Source organism: Ferrovibrio sp., from assembly GCF_025869515.1.
GTDB lineage: Bacteria > Pseudomonadota > Alphaproteobacteria > Ferrovibrionales > Ferrovibrionaceae > Ferrovibrio.
On record NZ_JAOZVR010000012.1, the window covers coordinates 58,259 to 71,911 of the forward strand.

Here is a 13,653-nt window from a genome sequence, read left to right on the forward strand (position 1 = left end):
GGATTCTGTCGTCTTGCCATCCGGACAGAAATCGTTATGCTTCATAACAATTATGGACAAAGCAAAAAAGATAGTCACCATGCGTCTCGACCCCGCCGACCGCCATACCGCCGCCAATCTCGGCCTGCCCGCCACCTTGTCGGTCAGCGTGGAGGGCGACATCGCTGTGCTGAAACTGCAGCGCGTGGAAAAACGTAACGCTCTGGATAACGTCACGGTTCTCGGGCTGCAGGCATTTTTCCTCAATCCGCCGGCTGGCGTGAAGGTGGTGGTGCTGGATGGTGAAGGCGAGCATTTCTCTGCCGGCCTCGATCTGAGCGCGACGCAGGAATTGTCATCGACCGACGGGGTGTTCCACTCGCGGATGTGGCATGAAGCTTTTCGCCACATCCAGTTCGGCAAGGTGCCGGTGATTTCCGTGCTGCATGGTGCAGTCATCGGTGGCGGCCTGGAGCTGGCGGCCTCGACCCATGTGCGCGTGGCTGAATCCTCGGCCTTCTACGCGCTGCCGGAAGGCCAGCGCGGCATTTTCGTGGGCGGTGGTGGTTCGGTCCGCATCCCCAAGCTGATCGGCACCGCCCGCATGATGGACATGATGCTGACAGGACGCGTCTACAATGCCGAGGAAGGCCACGCCATTGGCCTGTCGCAGTATCTGGTCGGCCCAGGCGAAGGCATGAAGGCGGCGATGGAACTGGCGCGCAAGATCGCCGCCAATGCGCCGATGACCAATTTCGCCGTCATGCATGCACTGCCGCGCATCGCCGACAGCTCGCCCGAAGCCGGCTACATGATGGAAGCGATGATCTCGTCGATTGCCCAGGCCGATATCGAGGCGAAGACGCGCATCCGCGACTTCCTCGAGAAGCGTGCCGGCAAGGTCGGCAAGAAGTAAGTCTAACGGCCAGACCGCGCATACCGCGGCGGCCATACCCCCACCAGAGGGGCCCCAGCAGAGGGCGACAGAACAGACTCGGGAGGAGTCACCGCGTATGAGTCATCCGCATCGCCAGGTCAATTACGGCCGCGCCGATACAGAATTCACCCGGTTGCCGGATGGCACCATCCTGATGCGCTCGCCAGAGCCGCTGGATGCCTATCCGGATAAACTGACCGAGCGCCTGCTGCACTGGGCCAGGGTAGCGCCGGAGCGCATCTTCATGGCGCAGCGTGCCGGCGATGGCAGCTGGCGCCGGCTGAGCTATGCCGATCTGCTGCGCAATGTGCGCGCCGTCGGCCAGGCCCTGCTGGATCGCGGCCTGTCGGCCGACCGTCCGGTGGCGATCCTGTCGGATAACGACCTGGAGCATGTGCAGCTGGCGCTCGCAGCGCAGTATGTCGGTGTGCCGTCGGCGGCAATCTCGCCGGCCTATGCCCTGGTCTCCACCGATCATGCCAAACTCAGGCATGTGCTCGGCCTGCTGAAGCCGGGTCTGGTTTTTGCGGCTGACGGCACGCGCTATGCGGCCGCGATTGCCGCTGCCGTGCCGGCGGATGTGGAAGTGGTGGTGACAGCCAATCCCCCCGACGGCCGGATGACGACGACTTTCGAAACGCTGCTGGCGACAGCGGTCACCGATGCGGTCGAACGCGCCCATGCCGCTGTCACGCCGGATACGGTGGCGAAATTCCTGTTCACGTCGGGCTCCACCGGCATGCCCAAGGGTGTGATCAATACCCAGCGCATGCTGTGCAGCAATCAGCAGATGATTGCCCAGTCGCTGCCGGTCTTCGCCGAAGAGCCGCCGGTCTTCATCGACTGGCTGCCGTGGAATCACACCTTCGGCGGCAACCACAATATCGGCATTACACTCTACAACGGTGGCTCGCTCTATATCGACGACGGCAAACCAGTGCCGGCCCTGATCGAACGCACGGTGCGGAACCTGCGCGAAGTCGCGCCGACGGTGTATTTCAATGTGCCCAAGGGCTTTGAAATGCTGGTGCCCTATCTGCGTGACGACAGGGCATTGCGCGAGACGTTTTTCAGCCGCCTGAAGATGATTTTCTTCTCCGGTGCCGCCCTGCCGCAGCATGTCTGGACCGCGATGGAAGACCTGGCAGTCGAGACCATCGGCATGCGGATTCCGATCATCAGCGGTCTGGGCGCCACCGAAACCGCACCCTTTGCGCTCTGCGCCAACTGGCCGGTCGATCGTTCCGGCATCATCGGCCTGCCGGTGCCGGGCCTCGACCTGAAGCTGGTACCGAACGGGCAGAAGCTGGAAGTGCGCGTGCGCGGCCCGAATATCACGCCGGGCTACTGGCGCATGCCGGAGATCAGCGCCAAGGCCTTCGATGAGGATGGCTATTACAAGATGGGCGATGCCGCCCGCTTCATCGATACAGACAAGCCTGAAAAGGGCCTGATGTTCGATGGCCGCATCTCAGAGGATTTCAAGCTCACCAGCGGTACCTGGGTCAGCGTCGGACCGCTACGCGGCCGCTTCATCGCCCATTTCGCGCCCTTCGTGCGCGATGTGATCATCGCCGGCCATGACCGCGATACGCTGGCGGGCATTGTGATTGTCGATCTCGACAATTGCCGCGCGCTGTGTCCCGATCTGCCGGCCGATGCCGGCCTTGCCCAGATCGCACACGATCCGCGCGTGCGCCACCGCTTTGCCGAATTGCTGGGCAGCTTTGCCCAGCAGGCTACCGGCAGTTCCAGCCGCATCGAGCGGATCCTGCTGCTGGATGAACCACCCTCACTTGATGTCGGTGAGGTTACCGACAAGGGCTCGATCAACCAGCGCGCCGTGCTGGATCATCGTGCGGCCCTGGTCGCCGATCTTTATGCCGCGCAACCCTCTCCCCGCGTGATCACTGCCAAGGTAAGCATCGCCCATGTCGCGTAAACCCGGTCTCGCCCAAGCTTATGAGGATATCTGGCTGCTGGAGGGCGTGCGTACACCCTTTGCCGACTATATGGGCGCACTGGCCGATGTGTCGCCGATTGATCTCGGTATCAAGGTGGCGAAGGAAGTGCTGAAGAAGGCCGATATGCCGGCGGCCGATATCGGCACTGTCGTAGCCGGCAACATGGCGCAGGCGTCATACGATGCCTATATGCTGCCGCGCCATGTCGGGCTTTATGCGGGTGTGCCCATCGAAGTCCCGGCGCATCTGGTGCAGCGTGTCTGCGGCACCGGCATCGAGGCGATCATGCAGGCTGCCGGACAGATTTCGATGGGGCAGACCGAAGTCGGCCTGGTGGTGGGGGCGGAATCGATGAGCCGCAATCCGGTCGCGGCCTATACCCATCGCAACGGCTTTCGTCTGGGGCAGGTCGAGTTCAAGGATTTCCTCTGGGAAGCCCTGATCGATCCCGCCCCGGGCATCATGATGGGGGATACGGCCGAAAATCTGGCGCGTGAATACCAGATCACTCGCGAAGAGGTGGACCAGTATGCCGCCGAGAGTTTCGACCGGGCGGTGAAGGCGAAGGCAGACGGCTATTTCAGGGGTGAGATCGCGCCGGTCGCCAGCGAGGAATTCGCACTGGCGGGGTATCACAGCCGCGGCATCAAGCTGAGCCGCAAGATGCCGGAAGTCACCGAAGACACTCATGTGCGGCCCTCGCCGGTGGAGGCGCTGGCCAAGATCCGCCCGGCTTTCGGCGGCGTGCAGACTGGCGGCAATTCTTCCGCCGTGGTCGATGGCGCAGCGGCGGCCATCGTCGTTTCCGGCGATTATCTCCGTACCAAGGGGCGCACTGCGCTTGGCCGCGTGGTGGCGGGCGCCAGCGTTGGCGTGCGGCCGGAAATCATGGGTATCGGTCCGGTGCCGGCGATCCAGGCGCTCTGCGCCAAGGCCGGGATCGGCGTGGATGACATCGATCGTTTCGAAATCAACGAGGCTTTCGGTGCCCAGGTCATGGCCTGCATGCGCGCCCTCAATATCCCGCGCGAGAAGCTGAATGTGAATGGCGGCGCCATTGCCATCGGCCACCCGCTGGGCGCCACCGGTGTGCGCCTGTCGGTGACGGTCGCGCGCGAGCTGAAGCGTTCCGGGTTGCGCTATGGCGTGGCCTCGGCCTGTATCGGCGGCGGACAGGGTATCGCCCTGCTGATCGAGAATCCTGACGCTGCCAGGAAACACTAGGCCGTAAGCACTAAGCCAGCGTCGTCAGTTTATCCAGAAGGTTGAGCAGCAGCTGCTTGTCGGCGCTGCCCAGCACGGCCTCGACGCGTTTCTCATGCTGTGTCAGCAGATGGCGATAGGATTCCTTGAGGAAGCCTTCGCCTTTGGGCGTCAGATACAGTGCATTCGAGCGGCGGTCGCCCGGTGCTGCCGCGCGGCGGGCCAGTTTGCGTTGCTCCAGTTCATCGAGCAGCGCCACGAAATTGGCACGGTTGATTCCCAGCGCTTCGCTGACGCGCGACTGTTTCAGCCCCGGATTGGCGGCGATGATTGCCAGCACCGAGAATTGCGCCGGGCGCAGCTCGAAGCCTTTCATCGCGATCAGGAAATCCTGGAAGACCGCGAGTTGGGCGCGGCGCAGGCGATAGCCCAGCAGATTGTCGAGCAGGCCAAGATCGATCGGCTGCTTTTCGTCTGCGACTTCGGCTGTGGCGGGTGTGGTTTTGCGGCGGGGAGCGGCCATGGCTTCCGGTTTAGACAAAATCAGCCGGCCTGACAATCGACATGACGAAATTCCGATAATCGGCCTGCAGTATTGTTGTTCAGTATAACAAATAAGGTTGGCCGGGCTTGACCACCGAGACCTGACCGCCAGAATACCGGAATAGTTGGGAGACAAACCAATATGAAAACCCATATTCACCGCGTGCCCATCGAATGGGGTGATGCCGATCCGGCCCGGATCGTGTTCTATCCGCGCTATTTCGCCTGGTTCGATGCCTCGACGCGGCATCTGTGGGAAAGTGTCGGTATCGACATGCGCACGGTGTTCGATCGGTATGGCGTGGTCGGCATTCCGATTGCTGAGGCGAATGCCAAATTCCTCAGCCCGTCGAAATTCGGCGACGTGATCGAGGTGCACAGTTCAATCCCGGACTGGGGCGAGAAGCATTTCACCGTCCGTCACCAGATCTTCAATGCCGGTGTGCTGGCCGTGGAAGGCTATGAGCGCCGCGTCTGGGCGGCAGAGCGCACTGACAAGCCCGGCCGGCTGAAAGCCCTGCCGGTGCCGGAGGAGATTCGCAACCTGTTCGAGTAAGTATTCAGGCCAGCGCCATGCGGATGCCTTCCGCGGCATAGAGTAACGGAGAGAGGTAGCGCTGCTGCATTTCTTCCGCGCTGATGCGGCTGGCATGGCCGCTGACATTCATGGCGGCCAGCACGCGGCCGGCCTGGTTGCGGATCGGCACGGCGATCGAACGCAGGCCGATTTCCAGTTCCTGGTCCACCATGGCATAGCCGTCGCGGCGCGCCTCGCTGATGCGCTCGCGCAACAGGGCAGGGTCGGTGATGGTGTGCGGGGTCAGCGGCTTGAAGCTGGCCTCGCTGAAAAACTGTTCCAGTTCGCTCGGCCGCAGGTCGGACAGCAGTACGCGGCCCATCGAGGTGCAGAAAGCCGGCAGGCGGGTGCCGATGCCCAGTGCCACCGACATGATGCGCTTGGTCGGCACGCGGGCGACATAGACGATGTCGCTGCCTTCCAGCACCGAGATCGAGCAGGATTCGTTCACCTGCTCGGTCAGCCGCTCCATGAAAGGCTGGGCGCGTTCCCAGATATGCATCGAGGTCAGAAAGGCGAAACCGAGTTCCAGCACGCGCGGCGTCAGCCGGAAATACTTGCCGTCGCCGGTGACATAGCCGAGCTCGCAGAGCGTGAGCAGATAGCGGCGGGCGGCGGCGCGCGTCATGTCGGCGCGGCGCGCCACTTCGCTCAGCGTCATCTCGTCGTTATCGCGGTCGAAAGCGGTGATGACGCGCAGGCCGCGGGCCAGCGAGGTCGAAAAATCCCGAGCATTGATGGCAGTGGTTGACAAGATCGCTCGGCCTCCCCGTAATGTTTCTTTATAAAACTATTGTGCGCTAAGCGCACAATAAGTCAAGGAATTGTCGAATTTATTGACGCAGATCAGCGTCAGGCCGTCGGCAGCGGGCTATAATCACAACAAGAGACATACGGAGGAAACCATGTCCCAACTGATCGGCTATAAACGGCCGGCGCCCGGCACCCAGCCGAACTACCTGCATGCGCCTTACCAGTCCTCGATCAAGCGCGCGCCCGGCAAGCCCCTGGTGAAGCTGACGCAGACGCTGTCCGAGATCACCGGGCCGGTTTACGGCCATGACCGGGTCGGCCCGCTGGACAACGACCTGACCAAGCAGCATGCCGGCGAACCGCTGGGCGAACGCATCGTGCTGTCGGGTCGCCTGCTCGACGAGAGTGGCCGTCCCGTGCCGCATTCGCTGATCGAAATCTGGCAGGCCAATGCCTGCGGCCGCTACCCGCATCCGGGCGACCAGCATGATGCACCGCTGGATCCGAATTTCACCGGCTACGGTCGCGCCGTCACCGACGCCGAGGGCCGCTACCGCTTCGTCACCATCAAGCCCGGCGCCTATCCCTGGCGCAACCACCACAATGCCTGGCGGCCGCAGCATATCCATTTCTCGCTGTTCGGGCCCAGTTTCATGACGCGTCTGGTCACCCAGATGTATTTCCCGGGCGATCCGCTGCTGCCCTTCGATCCGATTTTCAACTGCGTCACCGACCAGCGTGCGCGGGACAGCATGGTTTCGAAATTCGATTTCGAAACCACGATCCCGGAATTCGCCCTGGGCTACCAGTGGGACATCGTGCTGCGTGGCCGTGACGCCACGCCGATGGAAAACAAGTAAGACGTCCGGAGATACCTGAAATGACCCTGATGCCCACTGCTTCGGCCACTGTCGGTCCTTACCTGCATATCGGCCTGGTACCGCTTTCGGTGAACGATATCGCCAAGGATGCCTCGAAAGGCGAGACGATCATAATCAGCGGCCGGGTGCTGGATGGCGAAGGCCAGCCGGTGCCCGATGCCCTGGTTGAATTCTGGCAGGCCAATGCCGATGGGAAATACGCCCATCCGGAAGACACTCAGGCCAAGCCGCTGGACGGCAAATTCACCGGCTTCGGCCGCGTGCCGACCGACAAGGAAGGCCGCTACAGCTTCACCACCGTGAAGCCTGGCGCCGTACCGGGGCCCGGCAACAGCCTGCAGGCCCCGCATATCGTGATCTGCCTGTTCATGCGCGGCATGCTCAAGCATCTCTATACCCGCATCTATTTCTCCGACGAGTCGGCGGCCAATGCCAACGATCCGGTGCTGGGGCTGGTCGAGGATGCGGCCCGGCGGCCGACCCTGATTGCCGATCGCACGGCGGGCAAGGCGGAGTATCGCTGGGACATTCGCATGCAGGGCGAAGGCGAAACCGTCTTTTTCGATTGCTGATCCGCTCGCGGGTCAGCAACATGCCTGCATGACGACTCCGACGGATTCTGTGCAGTCCGGCCTGTTCGGCCCGCTGTTTCACGGCTCTGCGATGGCTGCGGTCTTCACCGACCGCGCCCATCTGCAGGGTATGCTCGATTTCGAAGCCGCGCTCGCGCGGGCTGAAGCCAGAACCGGCGTGATCCCGGCTGCGGCAGCGGCGCCGATCGCCATGCAGTGCGACGCATCACTGTATGACATCGCCGAACTGGGCGCGGCTGCGGCGACGGCTGGCAACAGCGCCATTCCGCTGGTCAAGGCACTGACCGCCAGGGTCGCCGCCAGGGACAAGGCTGCCGCCGGTTTCGTGCATTGGGGCGCCACCAGCCAGGATGCGATGGATACCGGCCTGGTGCTGCAACTGCGGGCGGCACTGGCGCTGATCGAAGCCGATCTTTCCGGACTGTCTGCGGCACTCGCCGCGCTGGCCACGAAGCATCGGCAGACACCGATGGTCGGCCGTACCTGGCTGCAGCATGCCCTGCCGATCACCTTCGGCCTGAAGGCAGCCGGCTGGCTCGATGCCATCGAACGGCACCGCGAGCGGATTGCCGAACTGAAACTGCGCCTGCTGGTGCTGCAGTTCGGCGGCGCCGCCGGCACGCTGGCGGCGCTGGGCGACAAGGGGCTGGTGGTGGCCGAGGCCCTGGCCGCCGACCTGAAGCTCACGTTGCCGGCCACGCCCTGGCATGGCGCGCGCGATCGCGTGGTGGAACTGGGCACAGCACTGGCCCTGCTGACCGGCAGCCTGGGCAAAATGGCGCGCGATATCGCATTGCTGATGCAGACAGATGTGGGCGAGGCTTTCGAACCCGCCGGCGCAGGCCGCGGCGGCTCTTCCACCATGCCGCACAAGCGCAATCCGGTGGCCTGCGCGGCCGTGCTGGCGGCTGCCACGCGTGTGCCGCATCTGGCCGGCAGCCTGCTGGCTGGCATGGTACAGGAACACGAGCGTGGCCTCGGCGGCTGGCATGCCGAATGGTCAACACTGCCCGAGCTGGTGCAACTCAGCGCCGGTGCGCTCGCCCATATGGCCGAGACGATCGGCGACCTGGAGGTCGATGCGGCGCGCATGCGCAGCAATCTTGACGCTACCAAGGGCCTGATCATGGCCGAAGCCGTGAGCATGGCGCTGGGAACGCAGATCGGTAAACAGGCGGCACATCATCTGGTCGAGGCAGCCTCGAAACGTGCCGTGGCGGAAAAACGCCATCTGCGCGATGTGCTGTCCGAAGACACGGCGATCATGCAGCATCTCAAGCGGGACGAACTGGAAAAGCTGTTCGATCCGCTGGCCTACACCGGCGTTGCGACAGACTTGATCGACCGCGTTCTCGCCGTCCGCAGGAATTAAACAAAAACAGACCGGAGGAGTCCATGCCGCAAATCGCCACCGATGATGGCGTCAGCCTGCATTACCGCTTCGACGGGCCGGAGAATGCGCCTGTCCTGGTGATGTCAAATTCGCTCGGTACCGATCTCGGCATGTGGGAACCGCAGATGCCGGCGCTGATGCAGCAGTTCCGCGTGCTGCGCTACGACACCCGCGGTCATGGCCGGTCGGGGTTGTCGCCGGCGCCCTATCAGGTCGACCGCCTGGGCAAGGACGTGCTGACGCTGCTTGATGCGCTCAATATCCCCAAGGCGATGTTCTGCGGCCTGTCGATGGGCGGTATGACCGGCATGTGGTTGGGCGTGCATGCGCCGCAGCGCTTCACCAAACTGGTTCTGTGCAACACCGCGGCCAGGATCGGCACGCCGGAGGTATGGAATACCCGCATCGCCGCTGTCGAAAAGGGCGGCATGGCCGCCATCGTGCCGGGCGTCATCCAGCGCTGGTTCACCGAAGGTTTCGTGAAGGCTCAGCCGGCTGAAGTGGAGCGGATTTCCGCCCAGTTGCAGGCGACCAGGCCGGAAGGCTATTGCGGTGCCTGCGCTGCGGTGCGCGACATGGACCAGCGCAGCAGCATCGCTGCCATTCGTACTCCTACCATGGTGATCGCCGGCACGCATGATCTGGCGACGCCTGCGCTGGATGGCCGTTTCGTGGCCGAGACGATTCCCGGCGCCCGCTATGTCGAATTCCCTGCCGCGCATCTCTCCAATGTCGAGGTCGCGGCCGATTTCACCAGGGCTTTGACCGGCTTCCTCGCCGGCTAGGAGACGAAAGATGGATGACAAAGATCGGTATGATGCCGGCATGAAGGTCCGACGCGGCGTGCTGGGCGATGCCCATGTCGACCGCTCGCTGACGAAAATCACCGACTTCAACGGCGACTTCCAGAACTTCATCACCCGCTATGCCTGGGGCGAGATCTGGACCGATACGACGCTGGACCGCAAGACGCGGAGCTGCATGGTGCTGTCCACCATGATCGCGCTGAACCGCATTGACGAGTTCAAGCTGCATGTGAAGGCCGCGTTCAACAACGGCCTGACCAAGAACGACATCCGTGCGGTGATCAAGCAGGCGGCCGTTTATTGCGGCGTTCCGGCCGGCAACAGCGCCACCCACTGGGCCGAGGAAGTCTTCGCCCAGATGGAAAAGGACGGTCATAAGTTTTGAGGCTGGCTGCCACAGGCCGGTAACGAAAAACGGCGCCGTGAGGCGCCGTTTCCGCGTCTGCCGATATTATCGGCTTTTCAGTGGGTGGTCGCCTTGGCCTGCTGGCCGCTGCGCTGGCCCTGGCGCTGCTGCGGCCGCTGGCCGTCGCTGCGACTGCCTTCCGAGCGCGGGCCACCGTGACGCTGGCCGTTGCCGCGCGGATTGTTGCGGTTCTGGCCATGCGGACGCGGCTGCTGCGGGCGGTTTTCGTGGCGCGGCTCGGCAGCGGTGGCGGCTGCCAGTTTCTCGTCGCCGCGACGATCGGTGGCAGGAATGCGCTGGCGCGTCACCTTCTCGATGTCGCGGAGATAGGCGCGTTCGTCCTGGGCGCAGAGCGAGATCGCCATGCCATCCTTGCCGGCGCGCGCGGTGCGGCCGATGCGATGCACATAGCTTTCCGGCACATTCGGCAGCTCGAAATTCACCACATGGCTGACGCCGGTGACGTCGATGCCGCGGGCGGCGATGTCGGTGGCGACCAGCACACGGATGCGGCCGGCCTTGAAATCGGCCAGGGCGCGCTCGCGCTGGCTCTGCGACTTGTTGCCGTGAATGGCGGCCGCCGGCACATTGCCGGTGCCGAGATGGCGGGCGACGCGGTCGGCGCCATGCTTGGTGCGGGTGAAGACCAGGGCGCGGGTGATGTCCGGATTCGCCATGATCTCGAGCAGCAGGGCGCGCTTGCGCTCGGCTTCGATGAAGATCACCTGCTGGTCGATACGCTCGACCGTGGTGGCGGCCGGGGTGACTTCGACGCGGACCGGATCCTTCAGGAAGCCGGCAGCAAGCTGGGCGATGTTCTGCGGCATGGTGGCCGAGAAGAACAGGCTCTGGCGCTGCTTGGGCAGGGCCTGGGAGATGCGCTTGATCGCATGCACGAAGCCGAGATCCAGCATCTGGTCGGCTTCATCCAGCACCACGGTCTCGACGGCGTCGAGGCGCAGGGTGCCCTGTTGCATGTGATCCATCAGGCGGCCGGGCGTGGCGACGAGCACGTCGACGCCACGGGCCAGCGCCTGCACCTGCGGGTTCATGCCGACGCCGCCGAACACGGTGGCGACGCTCAGCTTGGAGTCATGGCCGTAGGAGCGGAATTTCTCGGCGATCTGCGAGGCCAGCTCGCGGGTCGGGCTCAGGATCAGGGCGCGGCAGGTCTTCGGTGCCGGGCGGCGGTTGCCGGCGGCGAGACGATGCAGGATCGGCAGCGCGAAAGCGGCGGTCTTGCCGGTGCCGGTCTGGGCAATGCCCAGCAGGTCGCGACCCTGCAGCACGGGCGGAATGGCCTGGGCTTGGATCGGGGTGGGCTGGGTGTATTTGCCGGCGGTGATGGCGGTGAGCAGGGCCTGGTTGAGGCCAAGATCATTAAAGCTGGTCAAAAGGGGAATCCTTGAAACAGGGCATACGACGGCGCGGGGCGTGAATCGCCTGCAGCGCAACGGTCGGACGCGGGGACCGATGAAACGCCCCGCGTGACCTGGGTCGTAATGAAGAGAGACTGAAGGCACCCGGCAGGACGAAAGAGCAGTTGGAGCGCTCCTCGTTCACGCGGCCTGGCGCGAAAGGCCATCGACGCTGGTATTAGTCCGTGGACGGCAGCCGGTATATGGAGTCTGGAACGCCTGCCGTCAAGCGAAATAACCGGTAATTGTCAGAAACCGTACAATTCTGCTGGATTATCAACGAAGATTTTCTGGCGATCGGCTTCGTTCGGTGCCCAGTCGAGCATCAGGTCGAGCAGGGCCGCTTCGTCCGGATAGCCGAATTTGGCGGCCTGGGCATGCGGGAAGTTGCTGGCCCAGATCATCCGCTCGGGCGCATGTTTGATCAGCGCCTTGGCCAATAGGCCGACATCCTCGTAGCCCGGCTTGCCGCTCAGCGAGGTCTCATAGCAGCCGGCCAGCTTGACCCAGACATTGCCGGTATCGATCAGGCGCAGCAGGCATTGGAAAGATGGATGATCCACCGGCACCGGGTCGATGAATTTGCCGATATGGTCGATGATGATCTTCACCGGCAGGCGTTTGATCATCGCTTCATGCTCGGGCAGCTCGCGACCGTTGAGCTGCAGCAGCATGCTCCAGCCAAACGGCTTGATGCGGCCGGCCATTTCCTCGGCCACATTCAGCCCCAGCGTGCCGCCCAGCAGGTTCATGATGCGCAACCCGCGGGCACCGCCGCTGGTCAGGCGCTCAAGTTCGGCATCGGGGACGCCCGGCTTCACCACCACCACGGCGCGGGCCTTGTCCGGCCCCAGTTCGGCGGTGGTGTCCATCACCAGGCGGTTGTCATCGCCATAGGCATTGGCCTGCACCACGATCACACGCTCAAGCCCGAGCCAGTCCATCACCTGGCGGTATTCCGGAATACCGACGGGCGGCGGCGTTGGTGTGTTGGGAACGGTGGCGTAGCGGGCGTCGTAGAAATGAATATGCGTGTCACAGGCACCCTTGGGCATCCGCAGCTTCGGTTTCGGGCCGGTGAAAACGCGGGTATATTCCATGGCGGACTCCAAAATCAGGCGACGCGATAGCGCCGCAATGTCTCGTCATCGGGGGTGAAGCCGATGCCGGGGGTATCGGGGATGGTGATCTGGCCCTGCTGCGGCAGTGGAATGTTATGGCCGCAATAGGCCTCAGGCTTCACATACATGTATTCGAACATGCCGACCGGCTCGAGATGGGCGGCCAGTTGCAGGGTTGCCCAATAGCCGGGGCCGAAATAGGGCGAGTGCGGCATCACCGTCTTGCCCAGCGTTGCGGCATGCCGCGTCGCTTTGACGAATTCGCTGACACCACCGATCTTGATCACGCTGGGCTGCGGGAAAGTCAGTGCCGCCGAAAGCCGGGTGAACTCCATTGCCGTGCAGGCATTCTCGCCGGCCGACAGCGCGACACCGAAGCGGCTCAGCGCCTTGTGAGTCTCGTAATCTTCGGGCGGGAAGGTCGGTTCCTCCACCCAGTAGAGGTCGAGCGCCTTCATCTTCGGCAGCATCGCCTCGGCTTCAGCCAGGCTCCAGGCGCAGTTCACATCGGTGGTCAGGCGGATATCCGGTCCGATGGCGGCCCGCGCCGCCGCGATCGGTTCGTAGGCGATTTCATGCAGCTTGATGTCACGGTAGCCTTCTGCCACGGCACGCCGCGTCATAATGGCAATCGGCTCGGGCCCGCCATAACGCACCAGGCTGGCATAGGTCGTCACGCTGTCGCGCACCCGTCCGCCCAGATATGTCGCCAGACTTTGGCCGGCCTGTTTTGCGGCAAGATCCCATAGCGCGATATCGATGCCGGATATGGCGAAGATGGTGATGCCGTAGCGGCCCCAGATATGCAGATCCTGCTGCAGTTTCAGCGTGAAGGCGGCGATATCGGTAATGTCCTGATCGACCACCAGGGGCGCCACCGTATCCTGGATCATCGCCCGCACGGCGCTGGCGCAGCCATAGGCAAAGGCCTCGCCCCAGCCGACCAGCCCATCCTCGGTCTCGATGCGGATCAGCAGGGTATCGAATTCGGTCCAGCCGCGCCGCTTGGCGCGCGGCCCTTCGTAGAGATCGCTGAACGGAATTTTCAGCGTGACCGTATCGACATGTTTGATCCGCAT

The 13,653-nt window shown here is 63.4% G+C and carries 14 protein-coding genes; 9 read left to right on the forward strand and 5 right to left on the reverse strand.

Annotation, left to right across the window (positions count from 1 at the left end):
• The first annotated feature begins 79 nt into the window (after nucleotides 1–79).
• The 3 genes from OJJ21_RS02305 to OJJ21_RS02315 are packed head-to-tail and all read left to right on the forward strand — an operon-like array spanning nucleotide 80 to nucleotide 4,104.
• Entirely contained in the window at nucleotides 80–895 is an 816-nt protein-coding gene (locus OJJ21_RS02305; protein WP_297682763.1) for a crotonase/enoyl-CoA hydratase family protein, read from the forward strand.
• Nucleotides 870–2,858 carry a feruloyl-CoA synthase gene (locus OJJ21_RS02310; protein ID WP_297682764.1) on the forward strand — a complete coding sequence of 663 codons (1,989 nt, stop codon included), beginning with the start codon at nucleotides 870–872 and terminating at the stop codon, nucleotides 2,856–2,858. The genes OJJ21_RS02305 and OJJ21_RS02310 overlap by 26 nt, the downstream gene beginning before the upstream one ends.
• Nucleotides 2,848–4,104 (forward strand): thiolase family protein, encoded by a 1,257-nt coding sequence (locus tag OJJ21_RS02315; RefSeq protein ID WP_297682765.1) that lies wholly within the window; start codon nucleotides 2,848–2,850, stop codon nucleotides 4,102–4,104. The genes OJJ21_RS02310 and OJJ21_RS02315 overlap by 11 nt, the downstream gene beginning before the upstream one ends.
• 10 nt (nucleotides 4,105–4,114) lie before the next feature.
• On the opposite strand, the gene OJJ21_RS02320 is transcribed toward OJJ21_RS02315, so the two are convergent.
• A complete protein-coding gene (locus tag OJJ21_RS02320) occupies nucleotides 4,115–4,606 on the reverse strand; it encodes a MarR family transcriptional regulator (RefSeq protein ID WP_297682766.1) in 492 nt (163 codons plus the stop codon).
• A gap of 162 nt (nucleotides 4,607–4,768) precedes the next feature.
• On the opposite strand from OJJ21_RS02320, the gene OJJ21_RS02325 reads away from it, so the two are divergent.
• Complete coding sequence (locus OJJ21_RS02325; protein ID WP_297682767.1) at nucleotides 4,769–5,182, forward strand: acyl-CoA thioesterase; 414 nt, start codon at nucleotides 4,769–4,771, stop codon at nucleotides 5,180–5,182.
• Between the two features lie 4 nt (nucleotides 5,183–5,186).
• On the opposite strand, the gene OJJ21_RS02330 is transcribed toward OJJ21_RS02325, so the two are convergent.
• Nucleotides 5,187–5,957 carry an IclR family transcriptional regulator gene (locus OJJ21_RS02330; RefSeq protein ID WP_297682768.1) on the reverse strand — a complete coding sequence of 257 codons (771 nt, stop codon included), beginning with the start codon at nucleotides 5,955–5,957 and terminating at the stop codon, nucleotides 5,187–5,189.
• Nucleotides 5,958–6,108: 151 nt separating this feature from the next.
• Between OJJ21_RS02330 and pcaH the strand changes: the two genes are divergently transcribed.
• The 5 genes from pcaH to pcaC are packed head-to-tail and all read left to right on the forward strand — an operon-like array spanning nucleotide 6,109 to nucleotide 10,014.
• The gene (gene pcaH / locus OJJ21_RS02335) at nucleotides 6,109–6,816 is read left to right on the forward strand and encodes a protocatechuate 3,4-dioxygenase subunit beta (protein WP_297682769.1); all 708 of its coding nucleotides are present in this window, start codon (nucleotides 6,109–6,111) and stop codon (nucleotides 6,814–6,816) included.
• Nucleotides 6,817–6,836: 20 nt separating this feature from the next.
• Nucleotides 6,837–7,409, forward strand: a complete 573-nt coding sequence (gene pcaG, locus OJJ21_RS02340) for a protocatechuate 3,4-dioxygenase subunit alpha (RefSeq protein WP_297682770.1) — start codon at nucleotides 6,837–6,839, stop codon at nucleotides 7,407–7,409.
• Nucleotides 7,410–7,437: 28 nt separating this feature from the next.
• The gene (locus OJJ21_RS02345) at nucleotides 7,438–8,802 is read left to right on the forward strand and encodes a 3-carboxy-cis,cis-muconate cycloisomerase (protein ID WP_297682771.1); all 1,365 of its coding nucleotides are present in this window, start codon (nucleotides 7,438–7,440) and stop codon (nucleotides 8,800–8,802) included.
• A 23-nt stretch (nucleotides 8,803–8,825) separates the two neighbouring features.
• A complete protein-coding gene (pcaD, locus tag OJJ21_RS02350) occupies nucleotides 8,826–9,608 on the forward strand; it encodes a 3-oxoadipate enol-lactonase (protein ID WP_297682772.1) in 783 nt (260 codons plus the stop codon).
• A gap of 10 nt (nucleotides 9,609–9,618) precedes the next feature.
• Nucleotides 9,619–10,014, forward strand: a complete 396-nt coding sequence (gene pcaC, locus OJJ21_RS02355; protein ID WP_297682773.1) for a 4-carboxymuconolactone decarboxylase — start codon at nucleotides 9,619–9,621, stop codon at nucleotides 10,012–10,014.
• A gap of 77 nt (nucleotides 10,015–10,091) precedes the next feature.
• On the opposite strand, the gene OJJ21_RS02360 is transcribed toward pcaC, so the two are convergent.
• From OJJ21_RS02360 to OJJ21_RS02370, 3 genes are all read right to left on the reverse strand, one after another.
• Nucleotides 10,092–11,429: a DEAD/DEAH box helicase gene (locus OJJ21_RS02360; RefSeq protein WP_297682774.1), complete on the reverse strand. Its 1,338-nt coding sequence runs from the start codon at nucleotides 11,427–11,429 to the stop codon at nucleotides 10,092–10,094.
• A 272-nt stretch (nucleotides 11,430–11,701) separates the two neighbouring features.
• Nucleotides 11,702–12,553, reverse strand: a complete 852-nt coding sequence (locus OJJ21_RS02365) for an amidohydrolase family protein (RefSeq protein ID WP_297682775.1) — start codon at nucleotides 12,551–12,553, stop codon at nucleotides 11,702–11,704.
• A 14-nt stretch (nucleotides 12,554–12,567) separates the two neighbouring features.
• Complete coding sequence (locus tag OJJ21_RS02370) at nucleotides 12,568–13,653, reverse strand: mandelate racemase/muconate lactonizing enzyme family protein (RefSeq protein WP_297682776.1); 1,086 nt, start codon at nucleotides 13,651–13,653, stop codon at nucleotides 12,568–12,570.

Coding starts and splice junctions, on each gene's coding strand:
- OJJ21_RS02305 (WP_297682763.1), top strand. CDS start 80: ATGCGTCTCGACCCCGCCGACCGCCATACCGCCGCCAATCTCGGCCTG.
- OJJ21_RS02315 (WP_297682765.1), top strand. CDS start 2,848: ATGTCGCGTAAACCCGGTCTCGCCCAAGCTTATGAGGATATCTGGCTG.
- OJJ21_RS02320 (WP_297682766.1), bottom strand. CDS start 4,606: ATGGCCGCTCCCCGCCGCAAAACCACACCCGCCACAGCCGAAGTCGCA.
- OJJ21_RS02325 (WP_297682767.1), top strand. CDS start 4,769: ATGAAAACCCATATTCACCGCGTGCCCATCGAATGGGGTGATGCCGAT.
- pcaH (WP_297682769.1), top strand. CDS start 6,109: ATGTCCCAACTGATCGGCTATAAACGGCCGGCGCCCGGCACCCAGCCG.
- pcaG (WP_297682770.1), top strand. CDS start 6,837: ATGACCCTGATGCCCACTGCTTCGGCCACTGTCGGTCCTTACCTGCAT.
- OJJ21_RS02345 (WP_297682771.1), top strand. CDS start 7,438: ATGACGACTCCGACGGATTCTGTGCAGTCCGGCCTGTTCGGCCCGCTG.
- pcaD (WP_297682772.1), top strand. CDS start 8,826: ATGCCGCAAATCGCCACCGATGATGGCGTCAGCCTGCATTACCGCTTC.
- pcaC (WP_297682773.1), top strand. CDS start 9,619: ATGGATGACAAAGATCGGTATGATGCCGGCATGAAGGTCCGACGCGGC.
- OJJ21_RS02365 (WP_297682775.1), bottom strand. CDS start 12,553: ATGGAATATACCCGCGTTTTCACCGGCCCGAAACCGAAGCTGCGGATG.
- OJJ21_RS02370 (WP_297682776.1), bottom strand. CDS start 13,653: ATGCGGATCAAACATGTCGATACGGTCACGCTGAAAATTCCGTTCAGC.